Raw genomic sequence first — 25,561 nt, forward strand, 5'->3', positions numbered from 1 at the left:
CATACAGAATACCGGCTCCTCATGACCCGGACTCCTGCATGGAATTCACATTTCTGGCATGTCCCTAGAGGCATTCAGTACTTCTACAACAACGGCAAAAAGCGATGCTGAACAGCTCATTCCCTGAGCCTTAGCATCGCTTCTTGTTCAGACTGCTGCTTACAGCAGCGAGATCAGCTGACTGCCGTACTGCAGATCACCCCGGTTTTTCTTGCAAACCTCTAGATTGATTATCGGGTCGGGTAATGTCGGGTCGCTGTGAATCGCAAGGGTAAAACATTCCTCTGCCTTCGCCTGGCATCCGTTTAAAGCTTGAATGCAGCCGAGCGCGTTATACACCATGGCCCGCAGCTTCCGGTCTTCAGCCATCGGCAGGATGGACATTAGCACGTCGGATGCCTGGGAAGTCTCCCCCAAGTGAAGCTGGGATAATGCAATGTACAGCTTGATCAAGAGACTATCCGGATACACGGCTGCAGCGAGCTTGAACTGCGCGATCGCCGGCTCAAACATCAGCAGCTTATAATACCCTTGTCCCCGGATGAAGGCATCATGCTGCAGCTCAGGCGCCTCGGTCGGCGGAAAAACCGGAGGAGATGCAGCATTTTCGCGGAAGACGGCCATCCGTTCCTCGAAACGGAGCCATTCCTCAATAATGCCGTCGCTCATGCTCTTCAGCATATTCCAGTTTTGTACAAGCGCCTGCTTCTTAGGGCCATTTGCGGTAGGGTAATGCTTCACAATTTCATCTAACATGTTGTTCATTTCGGCGAATACATGTTGAAACATAGCGTGCATCCCACCCTTAGCGAAAAAATGAGATCAGTGCGTCGACCTGAACTCATTTTTTGTAGAAGTGGTCCTTTTCATCCCTTTGCGTTCCCGACACATTTTGGTCATTACAGCACAGCTGCGTGTACTTCCCGGTATGAAGTCGTTACAGGCTTATTGTTGTCGTCAACGATTACGACCGTCGGCGTATGGTTCTCATATTCCTCTTTGGACATCATGGCATAAGAAATAATGATGACGTTGTCCCCCGGCTGCACGAGCCGTGCCGCAGCTCCGTTAAGACAAATCACTCCGCTGCCGCGCTCTCCTTTAATGACATAGGTCTCCAGCCGGGCGCCATTGTTATTATTCACGATTTGAACCTTTTCATTCTCCAGCAAATCTGCCGCTTCCATAAGATTCTCATCGATGGTAATGCTGCCCACATAGTTCAAATTCGCTTCCGTTACGGTCGCACGGTGGATTTTGGATTTCATCATCGTTCTAAACATGGGAATCCCCCACTTTCGGTTGAATTAACGCATTATCGATCAGGCGCGTACGGCCGAACCGCACAGCGAGCGCCATAATGACTCCGCGATCTGTCCCTAAAGCCTGCTCAGAATCCGCAATAGGAGAAAGCTCCGGGAACGTGAGCACTTCCGCGTAATCGATGTCGGCCAGCGGCGACTGCGTAATATGCTCCCGAAGCAGCGTACGAATCTCGCCTGCCGTCACCTCGTGGTTCTGCTCAACTATCGCCTGCGCCGCTCTAAGGGAGCCGGACAAGACGAGCGCCTGCCTCCGCTCTTCCGGGCTGAGATAAACGTTGCGGGAGCTTAGGGCGAGACCGTCTTGTTCGCGAATAATCGGGCAAGGAACGATGCTCACGTCCATGTTCAAATCCCGAACCATCTGCTCAATGACGGCTACCTGCTGGGCATCCTTCATCCCGAAGAAGGCATAGGCCGGCTTTATGATATGAAACAGCTTGGATACAACGGTAGTCACCCCGTCAAAATGCCCCGGACGCGAAGCGCCGCAGAGCAGCGAGGTAATCTCCGCAACAGTTATCTTCGTTTTCGTTGGCTGCGGATACATTTCCTCAACGGACGGGATGAATACGGCATCCACCCCTTCTGCTTCCGCCAAGGCAAGGTCCCGCGCTTCATCTCTCGGATAGGTTTCATAATCCTCGCCCGGTCCGAACTGGATCGGGTTGACAAATATGCTGACAACGACCGTTCCGCACATTTCCCGGGCCTTGCGCATCAGACTGGCGTGTCCTTCATGCAGATAGCCCATGGTCGGTACAAGTCCGACGGCTCCGCTTCCTTCGTGTTGTCTTGCTTGGATAAATGCTCTTGCTTCCGCTATGGTGCGAATGACGTTCATGAAGTGCCCACCTTTTCCTTATTGCCGCCGTAGAGCGCCGGTTCGGAGGCTTGCTTATTCTCGGATTTGAATACATGCTCCTCGGCCGGGAACGAGCGGTCCTTGACTTCTCTTACATATTGGGCGATTCCGTCACGGATGACGGATCCGATGTCCGCGTAAGTTTTGACAAACCGTTTGTCACGGTAGGGGGAAGCGTATTTCAATATATCATGGTACACAAGCACCTGACCGTCGCAATATCGGCCGGCGCCGATCCCGATAGTCGGAATGCTCAATGCTTTCGTAATTTCGGCTGCGGCCTCTTCTGTGACAAGCTCCAGCACGACCGCAAATGCGCCGGCTGCTTCGAGCGCCTTGGCATCGTTCATCAGCCGCTTGGCATCCTCGGCGTCCTTGCCTTGAATCCGGTAGCCGCCGATTTGGTTGACCGACTGCGGAGTCAGGCCGATGTGACCGAGCACGGGCACGCCCGACTGAACGATCCGTTTGACGGTATCGGCGATTTCAGCGCCGCCTTCGAGCTTGACGGCATGTGCATGTCCCTCCTGCATGAGTCTGCGCACGCCTTTCAGGCTTTCGTCGATTCCCCCGTGATACGTCATAAACGGCATATCGGCAACGATGAACGTATTCTCCGCACCGCGGGCTACGGAACGCGTATGGTACACCATGTCATCCAGCGTAACCGGAATCGTTGAATTGTAGCCCAGAACGACGTTGCCGAGGGAATCCCCGACCAGGATCATATCGATATCCGCCTCTTCCGCCAGCTTTGCGGACGGGTAGTCGTATGCGGTCAGCATGCTGATCGGCTTGCCGTCCCGCTTCATATTCCTCATCTTAACAATGTTCAATGGTTGCTTGCCTGTCATTGTGACACAGCCTCCCTGTCGTAAAAGTATAAGCACAACAAAAAAACCTTTTAGCACAGCTTGCTAAAAAGGTCCGAAAGGCAAAAAAGAGTCACTCGCGATCGTCCCTTCTGTCTCGGTCCTTTCGGCTCAGAGCAGAATCCAACGTAACCGGCATAACAGTTATGAAGGTGTTCTAAAATAATGCATGATTCCTAACGCTACTTGCCAAGAGTGCAGCTCGCAATCGATCGCGATACCGCCTCTGGCTATAGTATAACAAAGTCCGAAAATTTTTTCACCCTGTTTGATTTACCTGGTATTGAAAAGAATTTCGCCGGAGTACACCGGAACCATTTCACCTGCGTCGCTGCGCACCATAAGGGCGCCGTCCTTATTCAAGCAGGTAGCTGTTCCCGTGAAGTCGCCTTGCCCCGACTGTACCCGGACTTCGCGCCCGACCGTGCCCGACAGCGCCTCCCATGCGGAGGCGATAGGCTCAAAACCCTGCTCATTATATAATTCGTAGAGAACTTCCATTTCCTGCATGATCGTTTGAATCAGCTCTGTCCGGTTGACGACGTTCCCGCCAGCCATCCTTACCGAAGTCGCCACGCTTCGCAGCTCCTCCGGAAAATCGGTCTCCTTCAGGTTTACGCTGATCCCGATTCCCGCTACGCAATAACGGATCCGCCCGTCCTCCGCGGTGGATTCCAGCAGAATGCCGCAAACCTTCTTGCCTTCATATAAAATATCGTTAGGCCACTTGATTTGTGTCTGCACACCCGCTGATTTTCCGATTGCGCGGCATACCGCCACCCCCGTGAGCAGGGTCAGCTGCTGGGTTAAATGCAGCGGCTGCTTCGGTCTCAGGATCAAGCTCATCCAGATGCCCTTGCCGCGGGGCGAATGGAATTTGCGCCCCATCCGGCCGCGCCCGCCGGTCTGCTCTTCCGAGATGATGAGCGTACCTTCAGGCGCGCCTGCCTCTGCCAACTCCCGGGCATCCTCCTGCGTCGATATGGTTCGGTCCAGCAGCTTGATCTGCTTGCCGAAGTAGCGGCTCTTCATTCCGGCTCCCAGCAGCTGTTCATCCAGCACGTCGGGCTCGTCCACCATACGGTAGCCGAGCCTCGGAAGCGCTTCGAACTCATAGCCGAGGCTTCGCAGCTTGTTGATCTGTTTCCATACCGCCGTCCGGCTGATGGACAGCCTGCGGCTGATTTCTTCTCCCGACAGGAACTGACCGGGATGCTCCTGAAACATACGGAGCAAGGAATACCCTTGATCATGATCCTTCATGATTCATTACCACCCGCTTTGCTTCATCAATCAACGATTCTTTATCATTGTTAATCTGGCCGGCCGCTGCAAGAAGCAGCAGCTGACCAAGCAGCTCGCCAAGCCATGGGCCGCCGCGTTTGCCTAGCGCCTGAACCAGCTCATTGCCGGTCACTGCCAAATCCTTCAGGCTCTGGATCTGCATCTCCTCCAGCCATTCGGCAAGCTGCCTGTTTGCAGTCTCCGCCGTCGCTGCGGCACCGGAATGATGAAGCGCCTGCTGCATTCGCAGCCAGCCTCCAGCCGACGCCTTCCCATGGGTGAGCACAAGGCGAACCCATGGAAGCTTATCCATTCCATCTTTATCGGCTCCGGTGATTGTAAGCCACTCTTCTTGAATGGACATCAGACTCACGATTTCCTGCCGCTGCTTGTTGGAGAACGTCCATCCCCGCAGCAGCTCATCCGCGGCTTGGGACCGGATATCGCAAGCCAGCAGGAGGAGCGACCAACGGATGTACGCATGCTCCGGGTCAATGAGCGGGATAGCCGATAACATGCTGTCATCATGGCCGGTATAAGGGAACGGCGCCTTCATCCGTGAATAAAGCCCGCTGCGGACGAACATGCTCAAGCCCCGCAGCGGCGAAGGACCGGTCATGATTTTTTCAAATTCGCTCCGGATCCGTTCCATGGCGATAAAGCTCAGCGTATCTCTCTCCGCAAGGATCCCCTTCCACGTTCGCGGCGCGATCGAGAAGCCGAATACCGAAGCGAACCGAATGCAACGGACCATGCGGAGCGCGTCTTCCCGAAAGCGCAAGGATGCTTCGCCAACGCAGCGGATCCTGCGCCGGTCGATATCCGCCCGGCCGCCGAACGGATCCACCCATGTACCGTCGAGCCCGATCGCCATCGCATTCATCGTAAAATCCCGCCGTCTCAAATCTTGCTCGACATCTCCGACAAAAGCCACCTCCGTCGGATGACGGTGATCCTCGTATCCGCCTTCGATCCGGAAGGTCGTCACCTCAAAGGCCTCCCCTTCCATCAGAACCGTCACCGTTCCGTGCTGGATGCCGGTCGGAATGACTTTGGGGAACAACGAGGCCGTTATCTCCGGCCGGGCAGAGGTCGTGATGTCCATATCGCTGACCCGGCGGCCCATGTACTCATCGCGAACGCAACCGCCGACCCAATATGCCTCATAGCCATGCTGAAGCAGCGTCCGGATGACTTCCGCGCTCCGATCCGCCATCGCCTGATCCGCATATTGCCATTGTATTGATTTCTGCCCATTTCTCATGATTTGACGTTCCTTCTTTATCCGAAAAATAGACGAGAGGATCTGAGCTTCAGCCGCATATCGGCTTCAGCTCGTTGACCTCCCGCCCCAATACTCGGTAATAGATTTGCTCATACTTGCCGCGAATCAACTCATTGCAGAACATCGTTGTCGCGCGCTGCAGGCAAGCCTTGCGCATCCGTTCCGCAAGCTCCGCATCTTTGAATATGGTAAGCACATGCTCCGCCATCGCCGCCGTATCGCCGATCGGGGCCAAGAAGCCCGTCTCGCCGTGCGTAACCAGTTCTGGAATCCCTCCGGCCGTAGAGCCTACCGTCGGCACGCCGCAGGCCATCGCCTCCAGTGCAACGAGGCCGAAGCTTTCCTTCTCGGATGGAAGCAGCAGCACATCGGCCATGGAGATGACATGCGCTATTTCGTCTTGCTTGCCGAGGAAATGAACCTTATCTTCCAGCCCCATCTCCTTGATGCGGCATTGGATCTTCGGAAGCTCCGGCCCTTCCCCTACCAGCAGCAGCTTCGCAGGCATGTTCCGCTGGACCCGATCGAATATATCCAGCACGTCCCCTACCCGTTTAACCGGGCGGAAGTTGGAGATATGCATCAGAACCTTCTCCGCCGGGTTGGCGTAATCCCTTCGGAGCGATTCCGAATGTCGAGGGTAATACACTCTCGGATCAACGAAATTATAGGTCAGATCGATGTCGCGGGTAATGTCGAGCAGGTCCCTTGTCTCCCGGATCAGATCCTCCGAAACCGCCGTTACGGCATCGCTCTCATTGATCGCCAATCGGATCAAGTCCTTCAGCGATTCGTCTTGGGCCAGCACCGTAATGTCGGTCCCGTGAAGCGTTGTTACGACTTTAAGCTGGTCCCCCACCATCTGCTTCGCGAGGAAAGCGCAGACGGCATGCGGAACAGCGTAATGAACATGAAGCACGTCAAGCTGCTGCATGTTCGCCACCTGCGCCATCTTGGTCGCCAGCGACAGATCATAAGGCGGGTACCGGAATACATAATAATCGTTTACTTCTACCTCATGATAAAAAATATTTTTATGAAAGGAGCCTAAACGAAACGGAATGCTGTGTGCTATAAAATGAACCTGATGGCCTTGCTCCGCCAGAAGCTTCCCAAGCTCCGTCGCCACCACGCCAGACCCGCCCAATGAAGGATAGCAGGTAATCCCTATTTTTAATGGTTGCTGTTTCATATAAGGCCTCCTTCAACGTCACCTTCTGTATATTATGCCTGTTTGGAGCCGAATAGATGAACGGTATACGGACTTTTCGAGGCAAAGCCTTCCGCATAAGGAATAAGGCTGCGCGCGCCCAATAACGAATCCCTGGCCCGCACACGTTCGATATAACCCTCGGTTAACGGAGTGGACACCGCATTCTCGTCCGTCTTCTCAAATTGCGAGCGGTAGCAGGAGAGTGCCCGTTCCTTCGTCCCGTAATGCTCGGTCACGTCCACGATCAGATCCGTTCTGCCGATATCATTAATGAAGTAAAAATAGAGCTCGTCCACTTTGACTGGCGGAAGCTCAGGCAAATACCGCCGCAGCTTCGCATTAAACACCGCTTCCTCAACAAGCCGGCTGGCAGCCACGTGATCCGGATGGCGGTCTTCCCAGTACGGAGCAAACACGATGGACGGAGCGTGCTTACGAATCTCGGCCGTTATCCGCTCGACATGCTCGGGCGTTGCGAATAAACCGCGATCCGGCAGTCCCAAGTTTGTCCGGACCTTAAGGTTCAGCACCTCGGCTGCTTGCTCCGCTTCCCCTCGGCGGATCTCCACCGTTCCATTGGACGACATCTCCGCCTGCGTCAGATCGCATATGCCGACAGACCGTCCTGCCGCGACATGCTTCGCGATCGTGCCGGCCATGCCGATCTCCGCATCATCCGCATGCGCGCCGAAGATTAAAATATCCAGCTTGTCGCTCATTGTCCGTCCACGCCCGGCTTATACTTGTGAACAAGCTCCCGCCATGCGAAATCTCCACGGTCCAGTGCTTTGACCAAAATTTCAGCCGTCGCCACATTCGTTGCAAGCGGAATTCCCTGGACATCGCACAAGCGAAGCAGCGCGTTAATGTCCGGTTCATGGGGCTGAGCCATTAAGGGATCGCGCAGGAAGATGATAAGATCCATTTCGTTGTCCGCCACGAGCGCCCCGATCTGCTGATCGCCGCCAAGCGGGCCGGAAGCGAAACGGTGAATGCTCAGCTCGGTCTGCTCCATAATGCGCGTACCTGTCGTGCCGGTCGAATATAGGTTATGGTCTTTAAAAACGCCCTCATAGGCGATAACAAAGTTGACCATCTCTTCTTTTTTACGGTCATGTGCGATAAATGCAATATTCATCTGATTTCTCCCCTATGTTAGTCGATAAAATGATCAAATCCATAGATTAATCCGGTATATCCCATTACCTTCTCGATTGCCATCTTCACGCCCGGCATATAGGCTGCACGCTCATAGGAATCGTGACGGATCTTCAAGCTTTGTCCGTAACCGCCGAATATGACCTCCTGCTGCGCAAATACGCCGGGGAGCCGCAAGCTGTGGATGCGGAAGCCTTTGTAATAACCGCCTCTTGCGCCTTCGATAACCTCTTCCTCTTTCGGATTGCCTTGCCGGATTTCCTCGCGGTTAGCGGCTATCATCTCGGCCGTCTTGATCGATGTCCCGGACGGTGCGTCCAGCTTCTGATCGCCATGCGTTTCGATGATTTCAACATGCGGCAGGTACTTGGCCGCTTGGGCGGCAAACTTCATCATCAGAATGGCGCCGATCGAGAAGTTCGGTGCGATCAAACCGCCGATTCCCCGCTCCTCGCACTGCTTGTCCAGCTCTTCGATCTGCTCCGGCGTGAAGCCGGTAGTGCCCATGACCGGACGGACACCGTGCTTAATTGCCAGCGCCGTATTGCTGTATGCGAACTGAGGCGCCGTAAAATCAACCATAACGTCAGGCTTCGACTCCACCAGCGCCATTTCCAAATCCGACGTCACTGCAATACCGCAGGCCGGAAGACCTACCAGGGTCCCCGCATCCTTGCCCGCATCCGACCGCCCAACGGCAGCCGCCAGTTCAAGCTCGGGATCCTCCAGCACCAGCTTCACAACCTCTTTACCCATCCGGCCGCCGGCGCCGACAACGATTACCGATATTTTATCTGCCATTTTCATGTCCTCTCTTTCCGTCCGATGCCGGTTCTTGCAAATATGATCTCAGACGCTGCTTAAGCTCTTCCATAATATGCTGCAGACTGCTCTCCTGCGGATATAAAGCAATCACTTCCTTCAAGGTGGCAATGGCCATGGCATGCTCATTCAGCTCGCTATAAACGAGGGCCAGCCATACATAGGCCTGCGAGTGTAAGGGATCCATCGCGACAGCTGACTTTAGGTGCGAAACCGCCTGATACAGCTCCGACTTGGTGACATCCGTACGTCCCTCAACCATTCTTCTCGCCCTCTGAACCAGCTCAGCTGCCTTTATATGCTGCAAATGAAGGGTGTATTCAGGTTTGTCCGGCTGAAGCCGCACCGCTTCCTCCGCGTGGGAGATTGCCATTTCCAGTCGGTTGCTCCGGCCGTACGTGATCGAGCAGCGGTAATGAACCTCAGCATCCCCGGGATTGGCCTGGATCGCTTCCTCGAACCAGCGGAGCGCCTCTTCGAAATCATTTTGAAGTATGCATCGATAAGCTTTTTGTATATAAGTTTCCGATTTCACTGGCTGTCCCTCCCCCGCAGCGGGTTTTGGTACAGCATATGTAACAGCGGCCTAATCGGTGTTTATTTTCGTCCACCGGTCGGCGTCACGCGTCGTGAATTTGTGCATCACTTTATTATGGGCTTCGGTCAAATCAATGCCAAGCGAATTCGCGAAGCATATCGTGATGAACAAAATATCGCCAAGCTCGAGCTCAATGGAATTGTCCGCTTCTTCCGCTTTCTTCGGCTTCTCACCGAATTGGTGGTTAACCTCCCGTGCCAGCTCGCCAACCTCTTCCGACATCCGGGCCATCATGGACAACGGGCTGAAATAGCCTTCTTTGAATTGCGAGATGTAGCGATCGACTTCCTGCTGCATTTCAGCCATTGATTTTCCCAAGATCATTAACTCCCTTCAATGCTCGTTTTCTTCCAGGCTTTGCCCAATCTTCCCGAATCCGCCTCATTCCATGAAGGGATCCCTAGATTGTTTTAAACCTATGTTATCGTAAAGCGGTTTTGAAAACAAATATTTTTTATCCCTTCCCCGATCGGTACATACTAGTCGGGTTAATCTGGAAACCTGATCATATCGGAACATTACAGACCAGAATGCGAGGGGTAATATGAGATCAAGCAAATGGCTCGGGCAGCTTCAGTTGATCATCCCGATTATGTTCGGGACGGCGATCTATGCTTTCGGATTGCTGTACTTTATCATTCCGAACGAACTGATGGAAGGCGGCGTTACCGGCATTACCGTACTTCTTAATTATGCGTTTAATATCGCCCCCTCCATCTCTACGATGGTCATCAACATCCCGCTGTTTTTGCTCGGGATGAAAATTCTCGGCAAGCGCCAATCCATCTATACCGGGCTCGGAATCGCGTCCTTAACGCTGTTTCTCTGGCTGTTCGAGCTTCTGATCGACAAGGGCTGGATTCTCCCCTTCCGGACGGAGCATGATTATATTCTCGCCTCCCTTTACGCCGGAGTCACGCTCGGGGCAGGACTCGGGATCGTTTTTCGTTTTGGCGGAACGACCGGGGGCTCCGATATTATCGCCAGAATCGTTAACCGCAAATTTGGTTTTAGCATGGGGCAGGTGATCCTCAGTCTGGATATCCTTATCATCGGACTGTCCTTGTTTTTTATCCCGCTTGAACGAATTCTGTACACCCTGGTTGCCGTATTCATCGCTTCCAAGGTGATCGATTTTATCCAGGAGGGGGCATATGCCGCGAGGGCCTTTACCATCATCAGCGATCAAGCGGAGAAAATCGCCGATCGCATCACCGTTGACATGGAGCGGGGAGTTACATTGATCCCGGCGATTGGCGTATACTCCAAAAAAGCCAAGCACATCATTTACTGCGTCGTTTCCAGGCAGGAAATCAGGCGGTTGTCCGAGATCGTGAAGTCCATCGACCCGCAAGCATTTATGATCATAAACGATGTCAATGATGTGCATGGGGAAGGATTTAAAGAAGAATAGCCCGGCTTTCGCCGGGCTACTCTTGATTGCTTTCATTCAATCTGCCCCCCGGCTCCCAGGCCTTTAAAGCTTGGGCGGAAACAGCGGCTTCGTACTGTTCAGTTGTCCCTGGTATTTCCGGTACCCTGCAAAGGCTAATGCAGCCAGGATGATTGCGCCTATGATGACCTGCCAGGTCCACGGCTCCTTTACCTCGCCAAGCGGAGCCAGGGCAGGCTCATCCCTCTTTTTACCGAATAAGGTATTCACAAGTTCCTCCCCTTGCGGAACGATCCGCAAAACCCCCTCGGTATCGCCGGACGACACGAGTCCCCCCGCATAAGATAGCCAGGACTCGACCATATTGACTTCATCCGGCTTGCGCTGAATGATGACCGAAGGACGAATCAGCTCATAATGCCCCTGCAGGCTCTCGAATGCGCTCGCCATTCCCTGCTTATCCTGTTTACCCGCAAGCTCCCTCATCTTATCCAAGTCTTCTCTCACAACCTTAAAATACTGCAGCCACAGCGCGTCATTCGTATGGGTCAGGCTGTCCGCGGCCAACCGAAGCTTCCCCGCGGTCAACATCCAGTGCTGCGGATCCTGGGAGGCATGCGCAGTCGCTTCTTTCATTTCAATGATGCTCTCGGCCAGCACATGAATGCCTTCAACTCCGGCTATGCCCTGAAAGGAAGAGGACTCGAACAAGCCGGAGACTTTCCTGACCTGCTCCAAAACCGCCTGGATATTGCCCTCCTCAACGTAGCGGTACAGCAGCTCCACTTCCTTATTAAATGCCTTCGCTTGAATCGGGGCAGCAGGTGAGGTTTCGTCTGCATCATTAACAGCGGCCGACCCCGCCCATATCGGATTCCCCGTACCGATCGCTAATATGAGCAGAACTAGAACCGCAGGCACGTATCGGCTCAGTTTGGGCATGATTCGTAACATGGGACATCCCTCCTACCGTTTATGTTATGGCAGGAGGGATGTCCATAGAACCCGAAAGGTGCCTTGGGTTACATGCTCGATTTTTGCAATGCGTATTTCCTGGACAACCAAGCAGCAAGACCGCTAAACAGCGTAAGCAGATAGGTGAACAGCTCAACGGCCGACAAGTTGTCGTACAGCTGACCCGGCAGCCAAGGGAAAACACCAAAAGAATAATCCACCGTATCGTTCAGGAATGTCCAAGCAATCGCCCCGGTAAGGGCGGTCCAGCGATAATGAAACAGCCTTACGAACAGGAGCGCTTCCACCGCCATCGCCGTATGGGATACGACCAGCATCCAGTCCTGCCACACCAGAACATCCCCTTGGGCTTGTCCCGCGAAGATGATCGCGACCGCCCAGATCCCGTACTTCACCGACGTAACGACCGCCAGCGCTTCGATCCATTGCTGCACCATCGCGCCTAAGGCCGTCCTAGGTGGATAAAGCAGCAGCAAGATCGCAATGCTGAAGAACAAGCTGGCCGTGGGACTGTCGGGCACGAAGATGACCTGCCAAATCTGGCCCCGGCTCAACGTGTCGGAAATTTGATGGCCATACCATATGTATCCATAAATCGTACCGAGCACATTGCATATCAGCAGCAGCCACAGGAACGGCCGTTTTCCGATGAATTCCCTGCTCCAAAAATATGATAGTGACAATCTCCGTCCCCCTCAACGTGTTAACATACATTCGCTGTTCGCGACTAACGGGTATTATAACCTATCTAACTCTCTTTTTCACCTGTCGCAGTTCGTTTCCGGTTCAACCGCACGGGATCATCAATGATAGCCTTTCAAAGAAAAAAACCTGACCGCAAGATGCGATCAGGTTCTGGCTTTGTGCTATTCGGCCGCTTCAGCCTTCTGGCTTGCAAGCCATTCGGCCAATTGGTCGAGCTCCTCTTCCGTTACACCGGCATTAAGTGCAGTGTCTTTCATCGGAGGCATCGAGCCTTGACCTTTCTCGATAATGGCAACGATCTCTTCCTTCGTATGGGTATCACCGACACCGCGCAGCGATGGACCGGATGCTCCCTTCAGGTCAGCTGCGTGACATGAGATGCATGTAGCCGTCTTGAACGTCTCCATGGCCGGATTGTCCTTGTCGACAATCGCAACCACGCTGTCCTCAGGCTGCTTCGCATTCGAAGTCGGCAGGCCTGCGGCGTGCTTCTCTTCAGCCTCTTCTTCCCGCTGAATATGCTCAGGCTTCTGACCGGATTCTTTCAGCTCATGCTGATAGTGCGTCCATGCCGAGTTCGTCAGATAGACGATGGAAATCAGCGACAAAATCATGAGCGATGAAGCGATCGGACGCTTATAGAAGCGGCGTTCCTTGCCTGTATCCAGGAATGGCGCGAGCAGCAGTGAGCCGAATGCGATACCGGTCACGCCGATCGTTCCGAGCACCACATAATCGCCGGAAGCGTACGGAAGCTTCAAATACTCATAAAGGAACAAGAAGTACCAGTCAGGCATCGGAATTACGGATGCCCCCGGGTCAGCCGGATAACCGAGCGGCGCCGGCTCCGAGATGGTCAGAACTAAGAAACCGACCAGAACGACAACACCAACCATCCATTCCTTCAACAAGAAGTTAGGAATGAACGCTTCTGATTTGCCAGGGTAAGCGGTGTAATCCGGCGGTACGACCCAGCCGTTGCCCTTGCGTACACGGGAATCACCGACAAAAACAACTTTCTCATCAGATTTATGACCATGTGCCATAAATTTGCGCCTCCCTTCTTCTTATAGTGGTCCGGAAATACCCTGTCTGCGGATCATGATAAAGTGTCCTACCAGTAGGGCCAGGAGCACAGCCGGGAGGAAGAAAACATGGATGGCGAAGAAACGTGTGAGCGTTTCGGCGCCTACAATGGTACCGCCCTGCAGCAATTCTTTAATGATCGGACCGAGCCAAGGCACGGAGTTCGCAATTTCGAGTGTAACCTTTGTTGCAAAGTAAGCTTTGTTATCCCATGGCAGCAGATAGCCTGTCAGGCCAAGGCCAAGCATAACAAAGAAAATAAGCATGCCGACTACCCAGTTCATTTCACGAGGCGCTTTGTAAGAGCCTGTGAAGAACACGCGCATCGTATGCAGGAACATCATGACGATAACCAAGCTAGCACCCCAGTGGTGCATACCACGGACGATTTGCCCGAAGGCGACCTGCGTCTGCAGATATTCAACACTGTTGTACGCGTTGATAATATCGGGCACGTAATACATCGTCAGGAACATTCCCGACAAAATCTGGATGACTGTGATGAAAAACGTCAAGCCGCCGAAACAGTACACAAACGCGGAGAAATGGTGTGCAGGGTTTACGTGCTCAGGGACCTCGTGGTCCGCAACATCTCTCCAAATCGGCGTGATATCGAGACGCTCGTCAATCCAGTTGTAGACATTCTTCAACATCCGAATCTACGCCTCCTATGATACTACGGTATTTGGTACAATTTCGCCGAGGTAAATCCAGCCGTTCTCCACTTTCGTCTCGTACTGGTCAAGCGGCTTCGGCGCGACTGCAAGGTTCTTGCCGTCCGGCGTATAACGCGCACCGTGGCAAGGGCAGTGGTACTCATCCGGGAAATTCTTGTTGCTGTTCCATCCGACAAGGCATCCCAGATGCTTACAAATCGGCGAAAGCGCTATAATCTCACCCTGATCATTCTTGCGAATCCACGCCGTCAGCGTAGCTGTACTGTTGTACCAGCCGTCCTGCTGCTGCAGCTCAAAATGGAACTCTTGTGGTTCGTTGGTAATTTTGCTCTCCTCTACGACCTTAACGAAAGCCCCTTCTTCCTTGTTCTGAAGAATTGGATCCACGGCAAAACGGAGCATTGGCAAAACTACCCCAGCAGCCATGTAAGCTGTGGCACCGCCCAACGTGTATGTAAGAAATTGTCTGCGGGACATCTCTTTCCGGCGGGGTGGATTGTGCGATTCTTCATGCTCGTCATTGTGGTTGCTGCTCATTCTGTGTTCAACCCCCTTTGTCAACCGTTCTTAAGTGTCATCAATGATTAAAATCACACGACGTACTAGGACATACTAATAATATATTAGGCACCCAAGACCGTCAAGAATGTGAAGGCCAAAAATGGGTTCGCTTCCAACAGGCCTCTCATAAATTGTTGGTATTTTGTCACAATTTCATGCACCGTTATTCACTACCCCTGCCACATTTCACTGATGCCTGCTGAAACGGCTGCGGCGGCCTTGCTTCCATCCGCCTCAATCCTGCGCCGGGACAGCACAAGCGTGCTCTCGGGGACATCCTCGGGGCTAAGATCACCGTCCGCCGTCATAACGACGACATATTTGAATCCGGCCTTTTTAACATTGTGACATACTTCATTTAAAAGCGTCGTATCCTCAGTCTTTCCATATTGCACGGCAGGATATGTAACGATTCTGCCCTTAAACGGAATTTCCGCCAAATCCATGAAGTCTCGCAGTCTCTCGAGCGCGCTGGTTGCTTCCCATGGAGGCTCCTGGCCGGTCAAACCGGTGAACGGTATTAAGCAGGTGTCAAAATAAGGCTGCAGCTCCGGCCATGTCTGCTCGTCCACTTCACTAAATTTCATCTAAAAGTTACATCCTTTCTCTCACGCCAAACGCTTTTTACATCATTATACGAGTGAGAGCCCAGGTAAGGCAAAAAAAAGAAGAAATGCATGGAGGCATTTCTTCAGTTCAAAGTCCTCAGTTCATCCGTCAGGTTTTTGAAAGCCACTTCATCTCCGGATGCCAGCGCTGCGTCGATTTCCTTATACAGTTCTTCACTCCGATGCTTACGCAATGCCTCGTCCCATACCATTTCAGCAGCCAGACCTAACATAACTTCGTAAGTAACCTTCATTTTATCCATTAGGATGCACCTCCAAACCAAATTTTAAATAAGTAATTTTCCTCGTATTTCGCTTTCCTAATCTCCTTCGACCACCATATCATGCGTCACCCGGACGGCCATTTCCTGCCTTTACTTCAGCTCTTTTGAATCGTTGATGTGGATGCAAGCCTCCGCTGCCTTTAAGCCGAGCGCTGTCATCTTGTACGCTGTGCCGTGCGCCGCGCTTTCCCCGATCCGCAGCAAGCCCAGATGCATCAGCATCCGAATCAGCCGCTGTTCGAGAATGCTTTGCGGGCTGTCATAATAGAACGGGCGGACGAGCCATCCCAGCGATTCGTAGAGCGATGCGGCACTTACCCAATCCCGCGTGCATTGACTGATCCAGTATACAAGCGAGGTAATATTGGGAATTGCGCCTTTATAAAGTCTTAACCAAAAGCGGAATATCTGCATCACGCTAACTTGATTTCCTTCATCGAGAAGCGAGGCCCCGCTGTCGGTAAGCACCAGCCGGCTGCCGTTCTCCCTGACCCATTGCCTTGCATACGCATAATCGTATAACAAAGCTAGCCGGTCGGGATAGGCAATGCAGGATCGGCCGTATCCGAACCTCCACGCCCCTTTGGCTATGAGCGGTTCATCAATGTGGAGCATGCCCATAAGCTGTTGTTGGTTCCGCCGATACATAAAACCTTCGAGGTTCAGCTCGATGTCATGGCCGCCGATATACTTGAGCATCAGCAGCAAATCATCCACGATCAGCCCCTGCTCGTCCCGGTAGGCCTCCGGATCGCCCGGCAGCCGCTGCAGCGGTTCAAGAAGGCGTTCGCGCATCACTTCCCTGAAGCGCAGCTTCAAATCGGAAGGAACCTGGAACATATATTTCGTGGAATGGGTGAATCCGTTAAACAGCCAGCCGCTTCTGCGGTAACGCGCTACGGCTTCGCGAGGGCTTTCGGTTTGTCCCCCTGCGCTCTTCCCCTGCGGATTGTCGCTGTTGACCTCCGCAGCTTGGCGGATGGCCGCCGTCAGCTCTTCCAGACTGTAACCGCTCCTGGCGTCAAATACCAGATGGTTCAGAAAGCGAAGATCGCTCAGGGACAAGCTGCCGATCTGCTCCTCTAAAAATTCCCTTCCTCCAAGCTTGCTTAAGATACTCTGGATTAATTCATGCTTCGAGTTTCTCTTGGCGTCGCATTGATAGTGATTCGCGATGCTGCTGAGCTGACCAATATCGGCATAAGTGAGCATATCCGCTAGATTCATCGTTCATCGCCTCGCCGTTTTACATCCATTATGGGAATGTTTCGATCATTTGATACCTGTTCTCTCTCGTTTCATGAAGTTTCATGTCCCTAGTAAGCGTCGGAATCAAACTGATCTGTATGGTGGTTTTATCATTTTTAACGGAATAGCGGCTTCATAAACGTGAGAATGCGTATTTTTTTATACTATTTCTATGCCCTCTTAATCCATGATAGAATCTGGGATATTCTCAATGAAAGGGAATATATGTTAAGCTGGATTACAACGTCTGCCCGTGCATGTAACGGATCTTTGACTCAACGAATGGTTAACGGATGAGATGCACGAATACGGTTAGCGAACGAAAGAGGTGATCCGTCATGGCGACCCGGGAACACGAAACATAACAACGCGGATTCAGGATTCGAGGACCTCCGGCTGATGGCCCCTGCTTTATATCCATCAAGCAGCCAGCCGACATTATCTAGTGATGAACATATGGAGGTTCGAATAAAAATGAAGATCGATGATCGTTTTGAACAATACTTAAATGAAGCCCAACGGGCATTCTCCGGCTGGGATTTCTCCTATATAACCGGGTCAGGCCGGATGCAGACGCAGCTGCTTCCTTGGTCGCTGGGAAGCATTTTGATCCCTTATTTCCGCGATGCGCGAATTCTGCTTGATATGGGAACGGGAGGCGGAGAGTTTTTATCGACGCTGCAGCCGTTCCCGAAGATCACCTATGCCACGGAAGGGTACCCCCCGATTGTGCCTGTTGCGCGCCGCAAGCTGGAGCCGCTCGGCGTTCAAGTCGTATATGTAGAAGACGATGATAAGCTTCCGCTGCCTGATCGATTGTTCGATGTGGTCATGAACCAGCACGAATCGTATGCGCCGTCCGAGATTCGGAGAATCCTGGCCGAGCAGGGCGTATTTATTACCCAGCAAGTCGGCGGAACCTATTGCTACCAGATCAATGATCTGTTCGGCGTTCCGCTCAATGCCGAGTTTGCCCATTGGAACCTCGATTACGCAGCCTCAGAGCTTCGGGATCACGGGTTTAACGTCACGTTCGCGCGCGAGGATTACCCCGTCCAGCGGTTTTACGATATCGGCGCGCTCATTTACTACCTTTCAGCCATTCCGTGGCAGGTCCCGGATTTCACGGTGGATCGTTTTAGGGATGAGCTGCACCACATACACGTGATGATCCAATCGCAGGGCTACTTCGAGGTGAGGCAGCATCGTTTTATTATGATTGCCTCGTTGTAAACTGATATTGTGGAGGGTTTCCCCCTGCCGAACTCATTTTAAATAAAAAAATCGCCCTTGATCGATGACCTGCTGAGTCATCGGATCAGGGGCGTATTCTGTATCGAGGGTTATTACTTCGTCGGCAGCACATTCGTGTCCTGGCCTTCCGCTGGTTCCGTCAACAAATGCTTGGTGCAGTTATAGAGCAGCGGCGACCAGTCATCATCCTTGCGTTCCACGATCGTCAGCGACAGATTTCCGATACGCTGGCTCAGTTGACCGCGGCAGACGAGCTTATACAGCTGTGCCAGGAAACCGCCGTGACTTACGACGATGATATTGCTGTTCCGATGCTTGATCGCCATATCATCCAAAAAGACAAGTCCTCTGGACATCAGCTCCACATCGGTCTCTTGGCCCAAATCCTGCTGATGCCAGTCGGTTCCGAACCGGGCCTCCCGCTCCTCCGCCGTGAGCCCTTCCACCTGGCCGTATCTCCGCTCCCTTACACGGGGATCCGGCTCAGCTACCGGAATGCCGAGCATGGACGCGATGATCTGGGCGGTTTCTTCGGCACGGGAAAGACCGCTGCTGATCGCAAAGTCCCAATGATAGGGCTCCTGACGAAGCCGCTCGCCAAGCAGCCGTGCCTGCCGCCGTCCTTCCTCATTCAGCGGAATATCCGTCTGTCCCTGTATTTTGCCCATCGCATTCCAGTCCGTTAAACCGTGGCGAACCAACCCTATCAGCATGATCTTCCTCCTCTTGTATATTTCGATGCATTCGCTATCGTCTGACCCGATTCAGCCTCATCAGGAAATACATGGCCAGCCCCACACCCAGAAGCGACAGCAGCATCCAATACTGCGGCTCGGTAGGACTCATTCCAACCACAAACGGATCGATAATTCCGCTGTTGGTCTTCGGAATGTTATAATCCTTCGCTGTCAGGCTTTGACCGGTATCGGCGATTCCCGTCGGGATAATTCCGGTAGCGACAGCCTCGGGCTTCGGCTCGGCCGGACTTCCGATGACGGCAAAATAGATGAAGCTGCACACGAACAATGCCAAAAATCCGGCAATCCATAAGGTCAGCCGCTTGCGAAATACTCGGCTTATTGCGCGGCTCTTTGAGGTCTCCTCGACCAGCCAAGGAAAATCCCGATAAATACGGTCCATGACATTGCGGTTGATTCGTTCGCTGTCGATCCCCGGAATATCCTCCTCCTCCAAAGCATGGACCATGTTCAAGCTCTGAAGCCACAATTCGTGCTCCGCCGCGCACGCGCTGCAGGTTTTTACATGCGCATTCAGCCGCTGTCGCCGCGGATCTTCGTCAGGCAAATCCCAGACACTTTCCATCAGCTCTCGGGCTTCTTCGCAATTCATTTGCTCTTCATCCCTCTCAGCTCTTCCAAGACCGGTTCATAGAAATAAGGCTCGAGCTGAATTTTGACACTGCCTCTGGCTCGAAACAGAAGGGATTTGACGGAGCTGACGCTTTGACCTAATATGTCTGCGATTTCCTGATAGTCGAGCTGATCGTATTCCCGGAGAATCAGCGCTGACCGCTGCTTCTCCGGTAAATTATTTATAGCTTCCCTTACCATATGTACGCGTTCGCTTCGTAAAATCGCCTGCTCGGGCGCGACCTCAATCGGCGCCACGGGAACGACCCCGCTCTCCTCCAGCGGCAGCGTACCGCTGCGATGCTTCCGGAGCTCGCTCAGCACCGTATTTCGCGCAATGGTATACAGCCACGTCGAGAACGATGCATCCACCTCGCGAAACGAATGCAGGCTGCGGAAAGCCTTATAGAATGTCTCGGAGCATAAATCCTCCGCCATCAGCTCCATGTTGGAGCTCTTTAACATATGATAGACAAATGCCAATATTTTTCTCTGGTAACGCCGCATAAGCTCCGAGTACAGCTCGGTATTGCCCTGCTTGATTTCTTGTATTAACTGGGAATCCGTCATATGATTTTTCGTTCCTCCTTCTCCCATCGGTGCCTCAACTTCCTTGAATGTCCAAGGAAACGATCAATTAGGATCTGTAAAAGTACCGTCAAACCATATATAGTTACGCCTCTTGGTGACTGACTATTCTATGTATTTGGCAATTTCCCCAAATCTTCTACACTAGCACTCTAGCATTATAGCACACATTGGAGAAAGAATCAGTTTTATGCCAGATTTCATGGCATGTTCAGGAAAATGACAAAAAAAAACCGCCTTCATCCGAAGACGGCCGCACATAGTGCAATATTTTGGATAGGAGTGGAGAGAAACCATACTGTACTTTTATTATATGTATACGTTTTCATTTTGTCAATACTGTAAACGTATTTATTTGCGGTTGTTTGAAAACAACCGCAGCAGCTATTGATAAACGGGATGCCCTTTCGATAACAGCAGCTCTTTCGCCCGCTCTTGGTCCACTTCATTTCGGAAGGAAAGCCTCATTACACCCGGCACGTCTTCCCGGCTCTCGATGATTTGAATATTGCTCAGGTTGATGCTGTTGGCCCCGAGCTCGGTCGCAATACGGCCGATAATTCCCGGATGGTCAGGCACATCCAGATAGAGGTCATACTGGGATACAATCATGCCTTTGCGTCTTTCCGGCAGCACGCTGCGGAATTCGCCCGCTCTGCGGAAGGCCTCCTCTATGGCAGAGCCGTCGCCTTCCTCCAGCATGTCCATAAAGCGCTGAATTCCCTCGTTCCAATCACGCAGCAGCGGCAGCATGACGCTCCGGTTATTCAGCAGAATATCCCGCCAAACGACCGGGTCGCTCGAAGCAATCCGCGTAATATCGCGGAAGCCTCCGGCAGCCAGCGTTCGGTACAGCGCATTATCGTCGTTATAAGCGCTTATCTGATTGACAAGCGCGACGGCAATGATATGAGGCAGATGACTGATGGCCCCCACAATTTCATCATGCAGCCGAGGCTCGACCCGTACGATATGTGCCCGGGTATGTGCCAGAAGACGTGCAAGGGTATCCAGCTTCTCCTCCGGGACGTTATCCGCCGGGGTAAGCACATAATACGCATTCTCGAACAGCAGCGTCGAAGCCGCCCCGACGCCGGAGCGCTCCGAACCGGCCATCGGATGTCCGCCGATAAAGCAGGCATCCTTTAGCTCAAGCTGTGAGGCGCACTCGGCAATGCTTGCTTTCGTGCTTCCCACATCGGTTATGATACAGCCGGGCTTTAATTGAATTTCGTTTAACTGTTTCAGGTAGTATTCTAAGCTGCCCACCGGGACGCATAAGAAAATAACGTCTGCGTCCCGGGCAGCCTCCTCCACCGATAATGTAACATGGTCTACTACGCCTTTGGCCCTCACCTGATCGGCGTAAGCTTCGGTATGCGCGTAGCCCGTAACGGTGATCCCCGGCTTGCCTTTAAAGCATAATGCCAGCGATCCGCCGATTAAGCCGACACCAAATATGGATATATGCATGGTCATGTTCTCTCACTCGTTTCAAACTGCGATGTTTAGCTGATTATGGTTATTTCTAATCTGTTCCTTGAATGCTATACTACTGGGCTAACTTCAGCGATTACCTGCTCAAGCGCTCCGATAAAGGCATCGTTCTGTTCCTTCGACCCGACCGTCACCCGAATCCAATTCGGATACCGCTCGAATCCCGGGCGGATAATAATGCCCTTTCTGAGGAGGGACTGGAAGACATCCTTCCCGGATCTTCTCACATCAATCATGATGAAGTTGCCGTGTGCCGGGAAATACGACAGCCCGAGACGGTCCAGTTCTCCTTGAAGGTACTTGATCCCTTCTTCATTCCGCTTGCGGCACTCGGCCACGAACGCCTGGTCCTTCAGCGCTGCCTTGGCTGCTGCCTGCGCTAGACGTCCCGTATTGAACGGTTCCCGTACACGGTTGATGAGGGAGATCACCTCTTCTTGAGCAACCCCGTATCCGATCCGCATCGCCGCCAACCCGTAAATCTTGGAGAAGGTGCGGAGGATGACCAGATTCGCGTAGCGACCCATCAGCGGGATGCTGTTCGGGTACGAAGCATCGGTGACGTATTCGAAGTAAGCTTCATCGAGAACGACCATGATGTGCTCAGGAACGGCGTCAAGGAACTGAACAAGCTCCGCCTCCGAAACGATGGTGCCGGTCGGGTTGTTCGGATTGCATACCCAGATGATTTTGGTTTTATCCGTGATCGCGTCTAGCATGCCTTGGAGGTCGTGTTTTCCATCGACAAGCGGAACCTCGACGCTGACCGCACCTTCAATCTCGGCGTTCGTTTTATATACCGAAAAAGTCTGGTCGGCCATGATCGTTTCGTCGCCGGGAACGAGGAACGCCCGGATAATGAGCGCGATGATCTCATCGGAGCCGCAGCCGAAAATAATCTGAGGGTTTGCAACGTTCAAATGCTCCGCCAGCGCAGCTGTCAATTCCGCTGCACTGCCGTCCGGATACAGGCTGAGCGTTTCCAGCTCCGCCGTGATCGCTTCTCTTGCAAGCGGCGAGCAGCCGTATGGATTTTCGTTCGAAGCCAGCTTGATCACGTGATCCAGCCCAAGCTCCTTCTTCACCTCTTCGATCGGTTTTCCCGGCTGGTAGACGGGAAGATCCACGATTTGCGCTTTTGGTTTCATTTGATATTCGCCTCACCTTTCATATCTACTCTAAACTTAACTCTGTAATCACCCTAACGGTCTAGGGCAAGCTTCGCACCTTTTAATTGTGCCACAAATTGTCCGATTTGCGAAAGCCCTTGGCTGCGGGTCTCCTCACGCTCCAGCAGCGGAATATTCGATTCGATCGTACGCACGATCGCGCTGCCGACAACGACGCCGTCACAGATCTTGGAGAATCTGGCCACCTGCTCCCCCGTAGAAATACCGAAGCCGATCGCGATCGGCACACGGCTGTATTCCTTCACCGTCTCAAGGAATGCCTCAACGCCGGAATAGAAATCCGTACGTTCACCCGTTACGCCGAGCGAGGACACGCAATATACGAAGCCGGTCGCCTCCGAAAGAATGGTAGCGATCCGTTCATGGGAGGTTGGTGCCACTAACGGAATGAGGTGAACCCCTGCCGCCGCTGAACGCTTACGGATCTCCGCCGATTCCTCCACGGGCAGATCCGGGATGATCAGGCCGCTGATATCGTGCTTCAGCACCTCCTCGAAGAAGGTGTCCAGGCCCATCTGCAGCACCGGGTTATAATAAGTGAACAGGATGAAAGGCAATCGGCTTCCGCGTTCCCGAGCCTTTAGCGCGATGTCCATGCAGGTGCGGATCGTGACTTTGTTCTTGAGCGCCCGCTCGGAAGCCCGCTGGATCACCGGTCCGTCCGCCAGCGGATCCGAATACGGCACGCCCAGCTCAATGATGTCAGCACCGGCGCTTTCAAGCTCGGCGATGATGTCCAGGGTCGTTTCCGGGTCGGGATCGCCAACGGTCAGATATGGGATGAGCGCCGTTTTGTTGTGCAATTTCAAAGTTTCAAACGTCTGATCGATCCGGTTCATATCGTCTTCCCTCCCGTGTATGCCATAATGGATTCTACGTCCTTGTCCCCGCGACCCGACAAATTGATGACGATCAGATCCTCCTCGGTCCATTGCGGGGCCATCTTCACGGCTTGAGCCAGCGCATGCGCGGACTCCAGTGCCGGAATGATCCCTTCGGTCCGGCACAGCAGCTGTAGTGCTTCCAGCGCCTCCGCATCGGTGATGGGCTCATATTGAACCCGTTCAATATCTTTCAAATACGAGTGCTCTGGGCCGACACCTGGATAATCCAGGCCGGCCGAGATCGAGTGCGCCTCCTGAACCTGGCCGTACTCATCCTGTAGCAAATAGCTCATCGAGCCTTGGAATACGCCCTGGGTTCCCTTGGTCATCGTAGCGGCATGGAACTCGGTCTCAACGCCTTTGCCGGCCGCCTCGACGCCGACCAGCCGGACCTCGCTATCCTCCAGAAACGGATAAAACATACCGATCGCATTGCTGCCGCCGCCGATCGGTGCCAAAATCATGCTTGGCAGACGACCTTCGCTCTCCAGAATCTGCCTGCGCGTCTCGTCTCCGATGATTCGCTGAAAGTTGCGTACCATCATCGGGTACGGATGCGGCCCCACAGCCGAACCGAGCACGTAGAACGTGTCCTCCACGTTGCTGACCCAGTATCGGAGCGCTTCGTTGCCGGCATCCTTCAGCGTGCGGCTTCCGGACGTGACCGGTATAACCTCGGCCCCAAGCATTTTCATCCGGAATACGTTAAGCTGCTGCCGCTTCGTGTCTTCTTCGCCCATAAATACTTTGCATTCCAGTCCAAGCAGCGCGGCCACGGTGGCCGTAGCCACTCCATGCTGACCGGCGCCAGTCTCTGCGATTACCTTGGTCTTGCCCATCCGTTTGGCGAGCACGCCTTGGGCAATGGCATTATTAATCTTATGGGCGCCCGTATGGTTCAGGTCCTCCCGCTTCAAATAAATTTTGGCCTTGCCGAGATGACGGCTGAACCGCTCGGCGTAATACAGCGGAGTCTCCCTGCCGGAATACTGCTTCAGCAGATAGGCGATCTCCTCCTTGAATTCAGCATCTTCCGCGTAGCGGTTATACTCCTGCTCCAGCTCGATTAAGGCGTTCATCAGCGTTTCCGGTACAAACCGTCCGCCGAACACCCCGAAACGTCCATTAACGTCAGGAAGCTCTGTTCTCATATGCCCTTCACCCTTTCCACGAATGCTTTCACTTTCTGTATGTCCTTCACGCCCGGCTCGCTCTCGACGCCGCTGGATACATCCACGCCATCGGGAGCGTACCGGCTGATTAATTGCGATACATTATCCGCATCGAGCCCTCCGGCCACGAAGAGCGGAATTCCATGCTGCTTGGCCCAATCTTGGTATGGCGGAATGAGGTCCCAGGCGAATGTCTTGCCCGATCCCCCGCCATATTCCGGATCGAAGGTATCGACGAGCAAGCCGTCAATGCAGCCTGCATACGAGTCCAGCGCAGCCATTCGTGCTTCATCGCTCTTCTCTCCGCCGATCGATACCACTTTAAAAACGGAAACCGGGAAGCGCTCCTTCACTTCCCGGCAAAATTGCGGCGTTTCCTGACCGTGCAGCTGTACGATATCGAGCGGGGCATGCGAAAGCAGCTCCTCAAGCTCACTCCAATCAGGATTAACCAACACGCCGACGGCGGCGGGTGCCTGTCCCGGGCTCCACTCCTTTAATATGCCGATCAGCTCCCCGGCCTGCTGAGGCGTCACCTTCCGCCGGCTCTTGGCAAATACAAATCCGATATAATCCACAGGTAAGTTTATCATAGATTTTAGCACTTCAACGCTTTGAAGTCCACATATTTTTACGGCCGTATCTTTCAT

At 53.2% G+C, this 25,561-nt stretch carries 30 protein-coding genes; 2 read left to right on the forward strand and 28 right to left on the reverse strand.

The features are described from left to right. Positions 1-159 precede the first annotated feature (159 nt). From MKX76_RS11790 to MKX76_RS11845, 12 genes are all read right to left on the reverse strand, one after another. Positions 160-789, reverse strand: coding sequence for a hypothetical protein (locus tag MKX76_RS11790; protein ID WP_341033808.1), 630 nt, complete (start codon positions 787-789; stop codon positions 160-162). 110 nt (positions 790-899) lie between these two features. Next, positions 900-1,283 carry an aspartate 1-decarboxylase gene (gene panD / locus MKX76_RS11795; RefSeq protein ID WP_341033809.1) on the reverse strand — a complete coding sequence of 128 codons (384 nt, stop codon included), beginning with the start codon at positions 1,281-1,283 and terminating at the stop codon, positions 900-902. Further along, entirely contained in the window at positions 1,276-2,166 is an 891-nt protein-coding gene (panC, locus tag MKX76_RS11800; RefSeq protein WP_341033810.1) for a pantoate--beta-alanine ligase, read from the reverse strand. The genes panD and panC overlap by 8 nt, the downstream gene beginning before the upstream one ends. After that, on the reverse strand, positions 2,163-3,041 hold the full coding sequence (gene panB, locus MKX76_RS11805) for a 3-methyl-2-oxobutanoate hydroxymethyltransferase (RefSeq protein ID WP_007129857.1): 879 nt from the start codon (positions 3,039-3,041) through the stop codon (positions 2,163-2,165). The genes panC and panB overlap by 4 nt, the downstream gene beginning before the upstream one ends. Positions 3,042-3,332: 291 nt before the next feature. After that, on the reverse strand, positions 3,333-4,322 hold the full coding sequence (locus MKX76_RS11810; protein WP_341033811.1) for a biotin--[acetyl-CoA-carboxylase] ligase: 990 nt from the start codon (positions 4,320-4,322) through the stop codon (positions 3,333-3,335). After that, on the reverse strand, positions 4,309-5,607 hold the full coding sequence (locus MKX76_RS11815; RefSeq protein ID WP_341033812.1) for a CCA tRNA nucleotidyltransferase: 1,299 nt from the start codon (positions 5,605-5,607) through the stop codon (positions 4,309-4,311). Before MKX76_RS11815 ends, MKX76_RS11810 begins: the two co-directional genes overlap by 14 nt. Positions 5,608-5,656: 49 nt before the next feature. Further along, positions 5,657-6,820: an N-acetyl-alpha-D-glucosaminyl L-malate synthase BshA gene (gene bshA / locus MKX76_RS11820; RefSeq protein WP_341033813.1), complete on the reverse strand. Its 1,164-nt coding sequence runs from the start codon at positions 6,818-6,820 to the stop codon at positions 5,657-5,659. Between the two features lie 32 nt (positions 6,821-6,852). After that, complete coding sequence (gene bshB1, locus MKX76_RS11825; RefSeq protein WP_341033814.1) at positions 6,853-7,560, reverse strand: bacillithiol biosynthesis deacetylase BshB1; 708 nt, start codon at positions 7,558-7,560, stop codon at positions 6,853-6,855. Continuing rightward, complete coding sequence (gene mgsA, locus MKX76_RS11830; RefSeq protein WP_028403615.1) at positions 7,557-7,979, reverse strand: methylglyoxal synthase; 423 nt, start codon at positions 7,977-7,979, stop codon at positions 7,557-7,559. The genes bshB1 and mgsA overlap by 4 nt, the downstream gene beginning before the upstream one ends. Before the next feature lie 17 nt (positions 7,980-7,996). Then, on the reverse strand, positions 7,997-8,800 hold the full coding sequence (dapB, locus tag MKX76_RS11835) for a 4-hydroxy-tetrahydrodipicolinate reductase (protein WP_144871499.1): 804 nt from the start codon (positions 8,798-8,800) through the stop codon (positions 7,997-7,999). Beyond that, complete coding sequence (locus MKX76_RS11840) at positions 8,790-9,356, reverse strand: tetratricopeptide repeat protein (protein WP_213615207.1); 567 nt, start codon at positions 9,354-9,356, stop codon at positions 8,790-8,792. The genes dapB and MKX76_RS11840 overlap by 11 nt, the downstream gene beginning before the upstream one ends. A gap of 51 nt (positions 9,357-9,407) precedes the next feature. Continuing rightward, the gene (locus MKX76_RS11845; protein ID WP_373872047.1) at positions 9,408-9,743 is read right to left on the reverse strand and encodes a nucleotide pyrophosphohydrolase; all 336 of its coding nucleotides are present in this window, start codon (positions 9,741-9,743) and stop codon (positions 9,408-9,410) included. 220 nt (positions 9,744-9,963) lie between these two features. Here MKX76_RS11845 and MKX76_RS11850 point away from each other — a divergent pair, with 220 nt between their 5' ends. Further along, positions 9,964-10,833: a YitT family protein gene (locus MKX76_RS11850; RefSeq protein ID WP_341033815.1), complete on the forward strand. Its 870-nt coding sequence runs from the start codon at positions 9,964-9,966 to the stop codon at positions 10,831-10,833. Between the two features lie 63 nt (positions 10,834-10,896). Here MKX76_RS11850 and MKX76_RS11855 read toward each other — a convergent pair whose 3' ends face one another. From MKX76_RS11855 to MKX76_RS11890, 8 genes are all read right to left on the reverse strand, one after another. Further along, positions 10,897-11,766, reverse strand: a complete 870-nt coding sequence (locus MKX76_RS11855; RefSeq protein ID WP_341033816.1) for a sporulation protein YpjB — start codon at positions 11,764-11,766, stop codon at positions 10,897-10,899. A gap of 68 nt (positions 11,767-11,834) precedes the next feature. Further along, complete coding sequence (locus MKX76_RS11860) at positions 11,835-12,470, reverse strand: DUF1405 domain-containing protein (protein WP_028403620.1); 636 nt, start codon at positions 12,468-12,470, stop codon at positions 11,835-11,837. A 183-nt stretch (positions 12,471-12,653) separates the two neighbouring features. Further along, on the reverse strand, positions 12,654-13,538 hold the full coding sequence (locus tag MKX76_RS11865) for a menaquinol-cytochrome c reductase cytochrome b/c subunit (RefSeq protein WP_007129845.1): 885 nt from the start codon (positions 13,536-13,538) through the stop codon (positions 12,654-12,656). 21 nt (positions 13,539-13,559) lie between these two features. Then, positions 13,560-14,231: a menaquinol-cytochrome c reductase cytochrome b subunit gene (gene qcrB, locus MKX76_RS11870; protein ID WP_006209500.1), complete on the reverse strand. Its 672-nt coding sequence runs from the start codon at positions 14,229-14,231 to the stop codon at positions 13,560-13,562. A 15-nt stretch (positions 14,232-14,246) separates the two neighbouring features. Then, entirely contained in the window at positions 14,247-14,792 is a 546-nt protein-coding gene (locus MKX76_RS11875) for a ubiquinol-cytochrome c reductase iron-sulfur subunit (protein WP_007129844.1), read from the reverse strand. Positions 14,793-14,986: 194 nt separating this feature from the next. After that, positions 14,987-15,403: a DUF2487 family protein gene (locus MKX76_RS11880; RefSeq protein ID WP_341033818.1), complete on the reverse strand. Its 417-nt coding sequence runs from the start codon at positions 15,401-15,403 to the stop codon at positions 14,987-14,989. 104 nt (positions 15,404-15,507) lie between these two features. Beyond that, a complete protein-coding gene (locus MKX76_RS11885; RefSeq protein ID WP_007129842.1) occupies positions 15,508-15,687 on the reverse strand; it encodes an IDEAL domain-containing protein in 180 nt (59 codons plus the stop codon). A gap of 111 nt (positions 15,688-15,798) precedes the next feature. Continuing rightward, complete coding sequence (locus MKX76_RS11890; protein ID WP_341033819.1) at positions 15,799-16,935, reverse strand: hypothetical protein; 1,137 nt, start codon at positions 16,933-16,935, stop codon at positions 15,799-15,801. A 495-nt stretch (positions 16,936-17,430) separates the two neighbouring features. Between MKX76_RS11890 and MKX76_RS11895 the strand changes: the two genes are divergently transcribed. Next, entirely contained in the window at positions 17,431-18,189 is a 759-nt protein-coding gene (locus MKX76_RS11895; RefSeq protein WP_341033821.1) for a class I SAM-dependent methyltransferase, read from the forward strand. Positions 18,190-18,302: 113 nt separating this feature from the next. On the opposite strand, the gene MKX76_RS11900 is transcribed toward MKX76_RS11895, so the two are convergent. The 8 genes from MKX76_RS11900 to MKX76_RS11935 form a co-directional block, all read right to left on the reverse strand. Then, positions 18,303-18,923 carry a histidine phosphatase family protein gene (locus MKX76_RS11900; RefSeq protein ID WP_341033822.1) on the reverse strand — a complete coding sequence of 207 codons (621 nt, stop codon included), beginning with the start codon at positions 18,921-18,923 and terminating at the stop codon, positions 18,303-18,305. A gap of 34 nt (positions 18,924-18,957) precedes the next feature. Next, entirely contained in the window at positions 18,958-19,560 is a 603-nt protein-coding gene (locus MKX76_RS11905; protein WP_144871492.1) for an anti-sigma factor family protein, read from the reverse strand. Continuing rightward, entirely contained in the window at positions 19,557-20,150 is a 594-nt protein-coding gene (locus tag MKX76_RS11910) for an RNA polymerase sigma factor (protein ID WP_028403627.1), read from the reverse strand. The genes MKX76_RS11905 and MKX76_RS11910 overlap by 4 nt, the downstream gene beginning before the upstream one ends. A gap of 402 nt (positions 20,151-20,552) precedes the next feature. After that, the gene (locus tag MKX76_RS11915; RefSeq protein WP_341033823.1) at positions 20,553-21,647 is read right to left on the reverse strand and encodes a prephenate dehydrogenase; all 1,095 of its coding nucleotides are present in this window, start codon (positions 21,645-21,647) and stop codon (positions 20,553-20,555) included. A gap of 68 nt (positions 21,648-21,715) precedes the next feature. After that, the gene (gene hisC / locus MKX76_RS11920; RefSeq protein ID WP_341033824.1) at positions 21,716-22,813 is read right to left on the reverse strand and encodes a histidinol-phosphate transaminase; all 1,098 of its coding nucleotides are present in this window, start codon (positions 22,811-22,813) and stop codon (positions 21,716-21,718) included. Positions 22,814-22,866: 53 nt separating this feature from the next. After that, on the reverse strand, positions 22,867-23,694 hold the full coding sequence (trpA, locus tag MKX76_RS11925) for a tryptophan synthase subunit alpha (protein ID WP_341033826.1): 828 nt from the start codon (positions 23,692-23,694) through the stop codon (positions 22,867-22,869). Next, positions 23,691-24,890, reverse strand: a complete 1,200-nt coding sequence (gene trpB, locus MKX76_RS11930) for a tryptophan synthase subunit beta (RefSeq protein ID WP_341033828.1) — start codon at positions 24,888-24,890, stop codon at positions 23,691-23,693. The genes trpA and trpB overlap by 4 nt, the downstream gene beginning before the upstream one ends. Further along, positions 24,887-25,561, reverse strand: coding sequence for a phosphoribosylanthranilate isomerase (locus MKX76_RS11935; protein WP_341033829.1), 675 nt, complete (start codon positions 25,559-25,561; stop codon positions 24,887-24,889). Before MKX76_RS11935 ends, trpB begins: the two co-directional genes overlap by 4 nt.

Origin of the sequence: Paenibacillus sp. FSL R5-0810, assembly GCF_038002285.1 — a bacterium.
In the GTDB taxonomy this organism is placed as follows: Bacteria; Bacillota; Bacilli; order Paenibacillales; family Paenibacillaceae; genus Paenibacillus_AQ; species Paenibacillus_AQ lactis.

Coding starts and splice junctions, on each gene's coding strand:
- panB (WP_007129857.1), bottom strand. CDS start 3,041: ATGACAGGCAAGCAACCATTGAACATTGTTAAGATGAGGAATATGAAG.
- MKX76_RS11875 (WP_007129844.1), bottom strand. CDS start 14,792: ATGAGCAGCAACCACAATGACGAGCATGAAGAATCGCACAATCCACCC.
- MKX76_RS11880 (WP_341033818.1), bottom strand. CDS start 15,403: ATGAAATTTAGTGAAGTGGACGAGCAGACATGGCCGGAGCTGCAGCCT.
- MKX76_RS11910 (WP_028403627.1), bottom strand. CDS start 20,150: ATGACGGATTCCCAGTTAATACAAGAAATCAAGCAGGGCAATACCGAG.
- MKX76_RS11885 (WP_007129842.1), bottom strand. CDS start 15,687: ATGGATAAAATGAAGGTTACTTACGAAGTTATGTTAGGTCTGGCTGCT.
- MKX76_RS11790 (WP_341033808.1), bottom strand. CDS start 789: ATGTTTCAACATGTATTCGCCGAAATGAACAACATGTTAGATGAAATT.
- MKX76_RS11845 (WP_373872047.1), bottom strand. CDS start 9,743: ATGATCTTGGGAAAATCAATGGCTGAAATGCAGCAGGAAGTCGATCGC.
- trpB (WP_341033828.1), bottom strand. CDS start 24,890: ATGAGAACAGAGCTTCCTGACGTTAATGGACGTTTCGGGGTGTTCGGC.
- mgsA (WP_028403615.1), bottom strand. CDS start 7,979: ATGAATATTGCATTTATCGCACATGACCGTAAAAAAGAAGAGATGGTC.
- MKX76_RS11905 (WP_144871492.1), bottom strand. CDS start 19,560: ATGAATTGCGAAGAAGCCCGAGAGCTGATGGAAAGTGTCTGGGATTTG.
- hisC (WP_341033824.1), bottom strand. CDS start 22,813: ATGAAACCAAAAGCGCAAATCGTGGATCTTCCCGTCTACCAGCCGGGA.
- MKX76_RS11865 (WP_007129845.1), bottom strand. CDS start 13,538: ATGGCACATGGTCATAAATCTGATGAGAAAGTTGTTTTTGTCGGTGAT.
- MKX76_RS11850 (WP_341033815.1), top strand. CDS start 9,964: ATGAGATCAAGCAAATGGCTCGGGCAGCTTCAGTTGATCATCCCGATT.
- MKX76_RS11900 (WP_341033822.1), bottom strand. CDS start 18,923: ATGCTGATAGGGTTGGTTCGCCACGGTTTAACGGACTGGAATGCGATG.
- panD (WP_341033809.1), bottom strand. CDS start 1,283: ATGTTTAGAACGATGATGAAATCCAAAATCCACCGTGCGACCGTAACG.
- trpA (WP_341033826.1), bottom strand. CDS start 23,694: ATGAACCGGATCGATCAGACGTTTGAAACTTTGAAATTGCACAACAAA.
- MKX76_RS11815 (WP_341033812.1), bottom strand. CDS start 5,607: ATGAGAAATGGGCAGAAATCAATACAATGGCAATATGCGGATCAGGCG.
- bshB1 (WP_341033814.1), bottom strand. CDS start 7,560: ATGAGCGACAAGCTGGATATTTTAATCTTCGGCGCGCATGCGGATGAT.
- MKX76_RS11890 (WP_341033819.1), bottom strand. CDS start 16,935: ATGAATCTAGCGGATATGCTCACTTATGCCGATATTGGTCAGCTCAGC.
- MKX76_RS11855 (WP_341033816.1), bottom strand. CDS start 11,766: ATGTTACGAATCATGCCCAAACTGAGCCGATACGTGCCTGCGGTTCTA.
- bshA (WP_341033813.1), bottom strand. CDS start 6,820: ATGAAACAGCAACCATTAAAAATAGGGATTACCTGCTATCCTTCATTG.
- panC (WP_341033810.1), bottom strand. CDS start 2,166: ATGAACGTCATTCGCACCATAGCGGAAGCAAGAGCATTTATCCAAGCA.
- dapB (WP_144871499.1), bottom strand. CDS start 8,800: ATGGCAGATAAAATATCGGTAATCGTTGTCGGCGCCGGCGGCCGGATG.
- MKX76_RS11895 (WP_341033821.1), top strand. CDS start 17,431: ATGAAGATCGATGATCGTTTTGAACAATACTTAAATGAAGCCCAACGG.
- MKX76_RS11810 (WP_341033811.1), bottom strand. CDS start 4,322: ATGAAGGATCATGATCAAGGGTATTCCTTGCTCCGTATGTTTCAGGAG.
- MKX76_RS11935 (WP_341033829.1), bottom strand. CDS start 25,561: ATGAAAGATACGGCCGTAAAAATATGTGGACTTCAAAGCGTTGAAGTG.
- qcrB (WP_006209500.1), bottom strand. CDS start 14,231: ATGTTGAAGAATGTCTACAACTGGATTGACGAGCGTCTCGATATCACG.
- MKX76_RS11915 (WP_341033823.1), bottom strand. CDS start 21,647: ATGACCATGCATATATCCATATTTGGTGTCGGCTTAATCGGCGGATCG.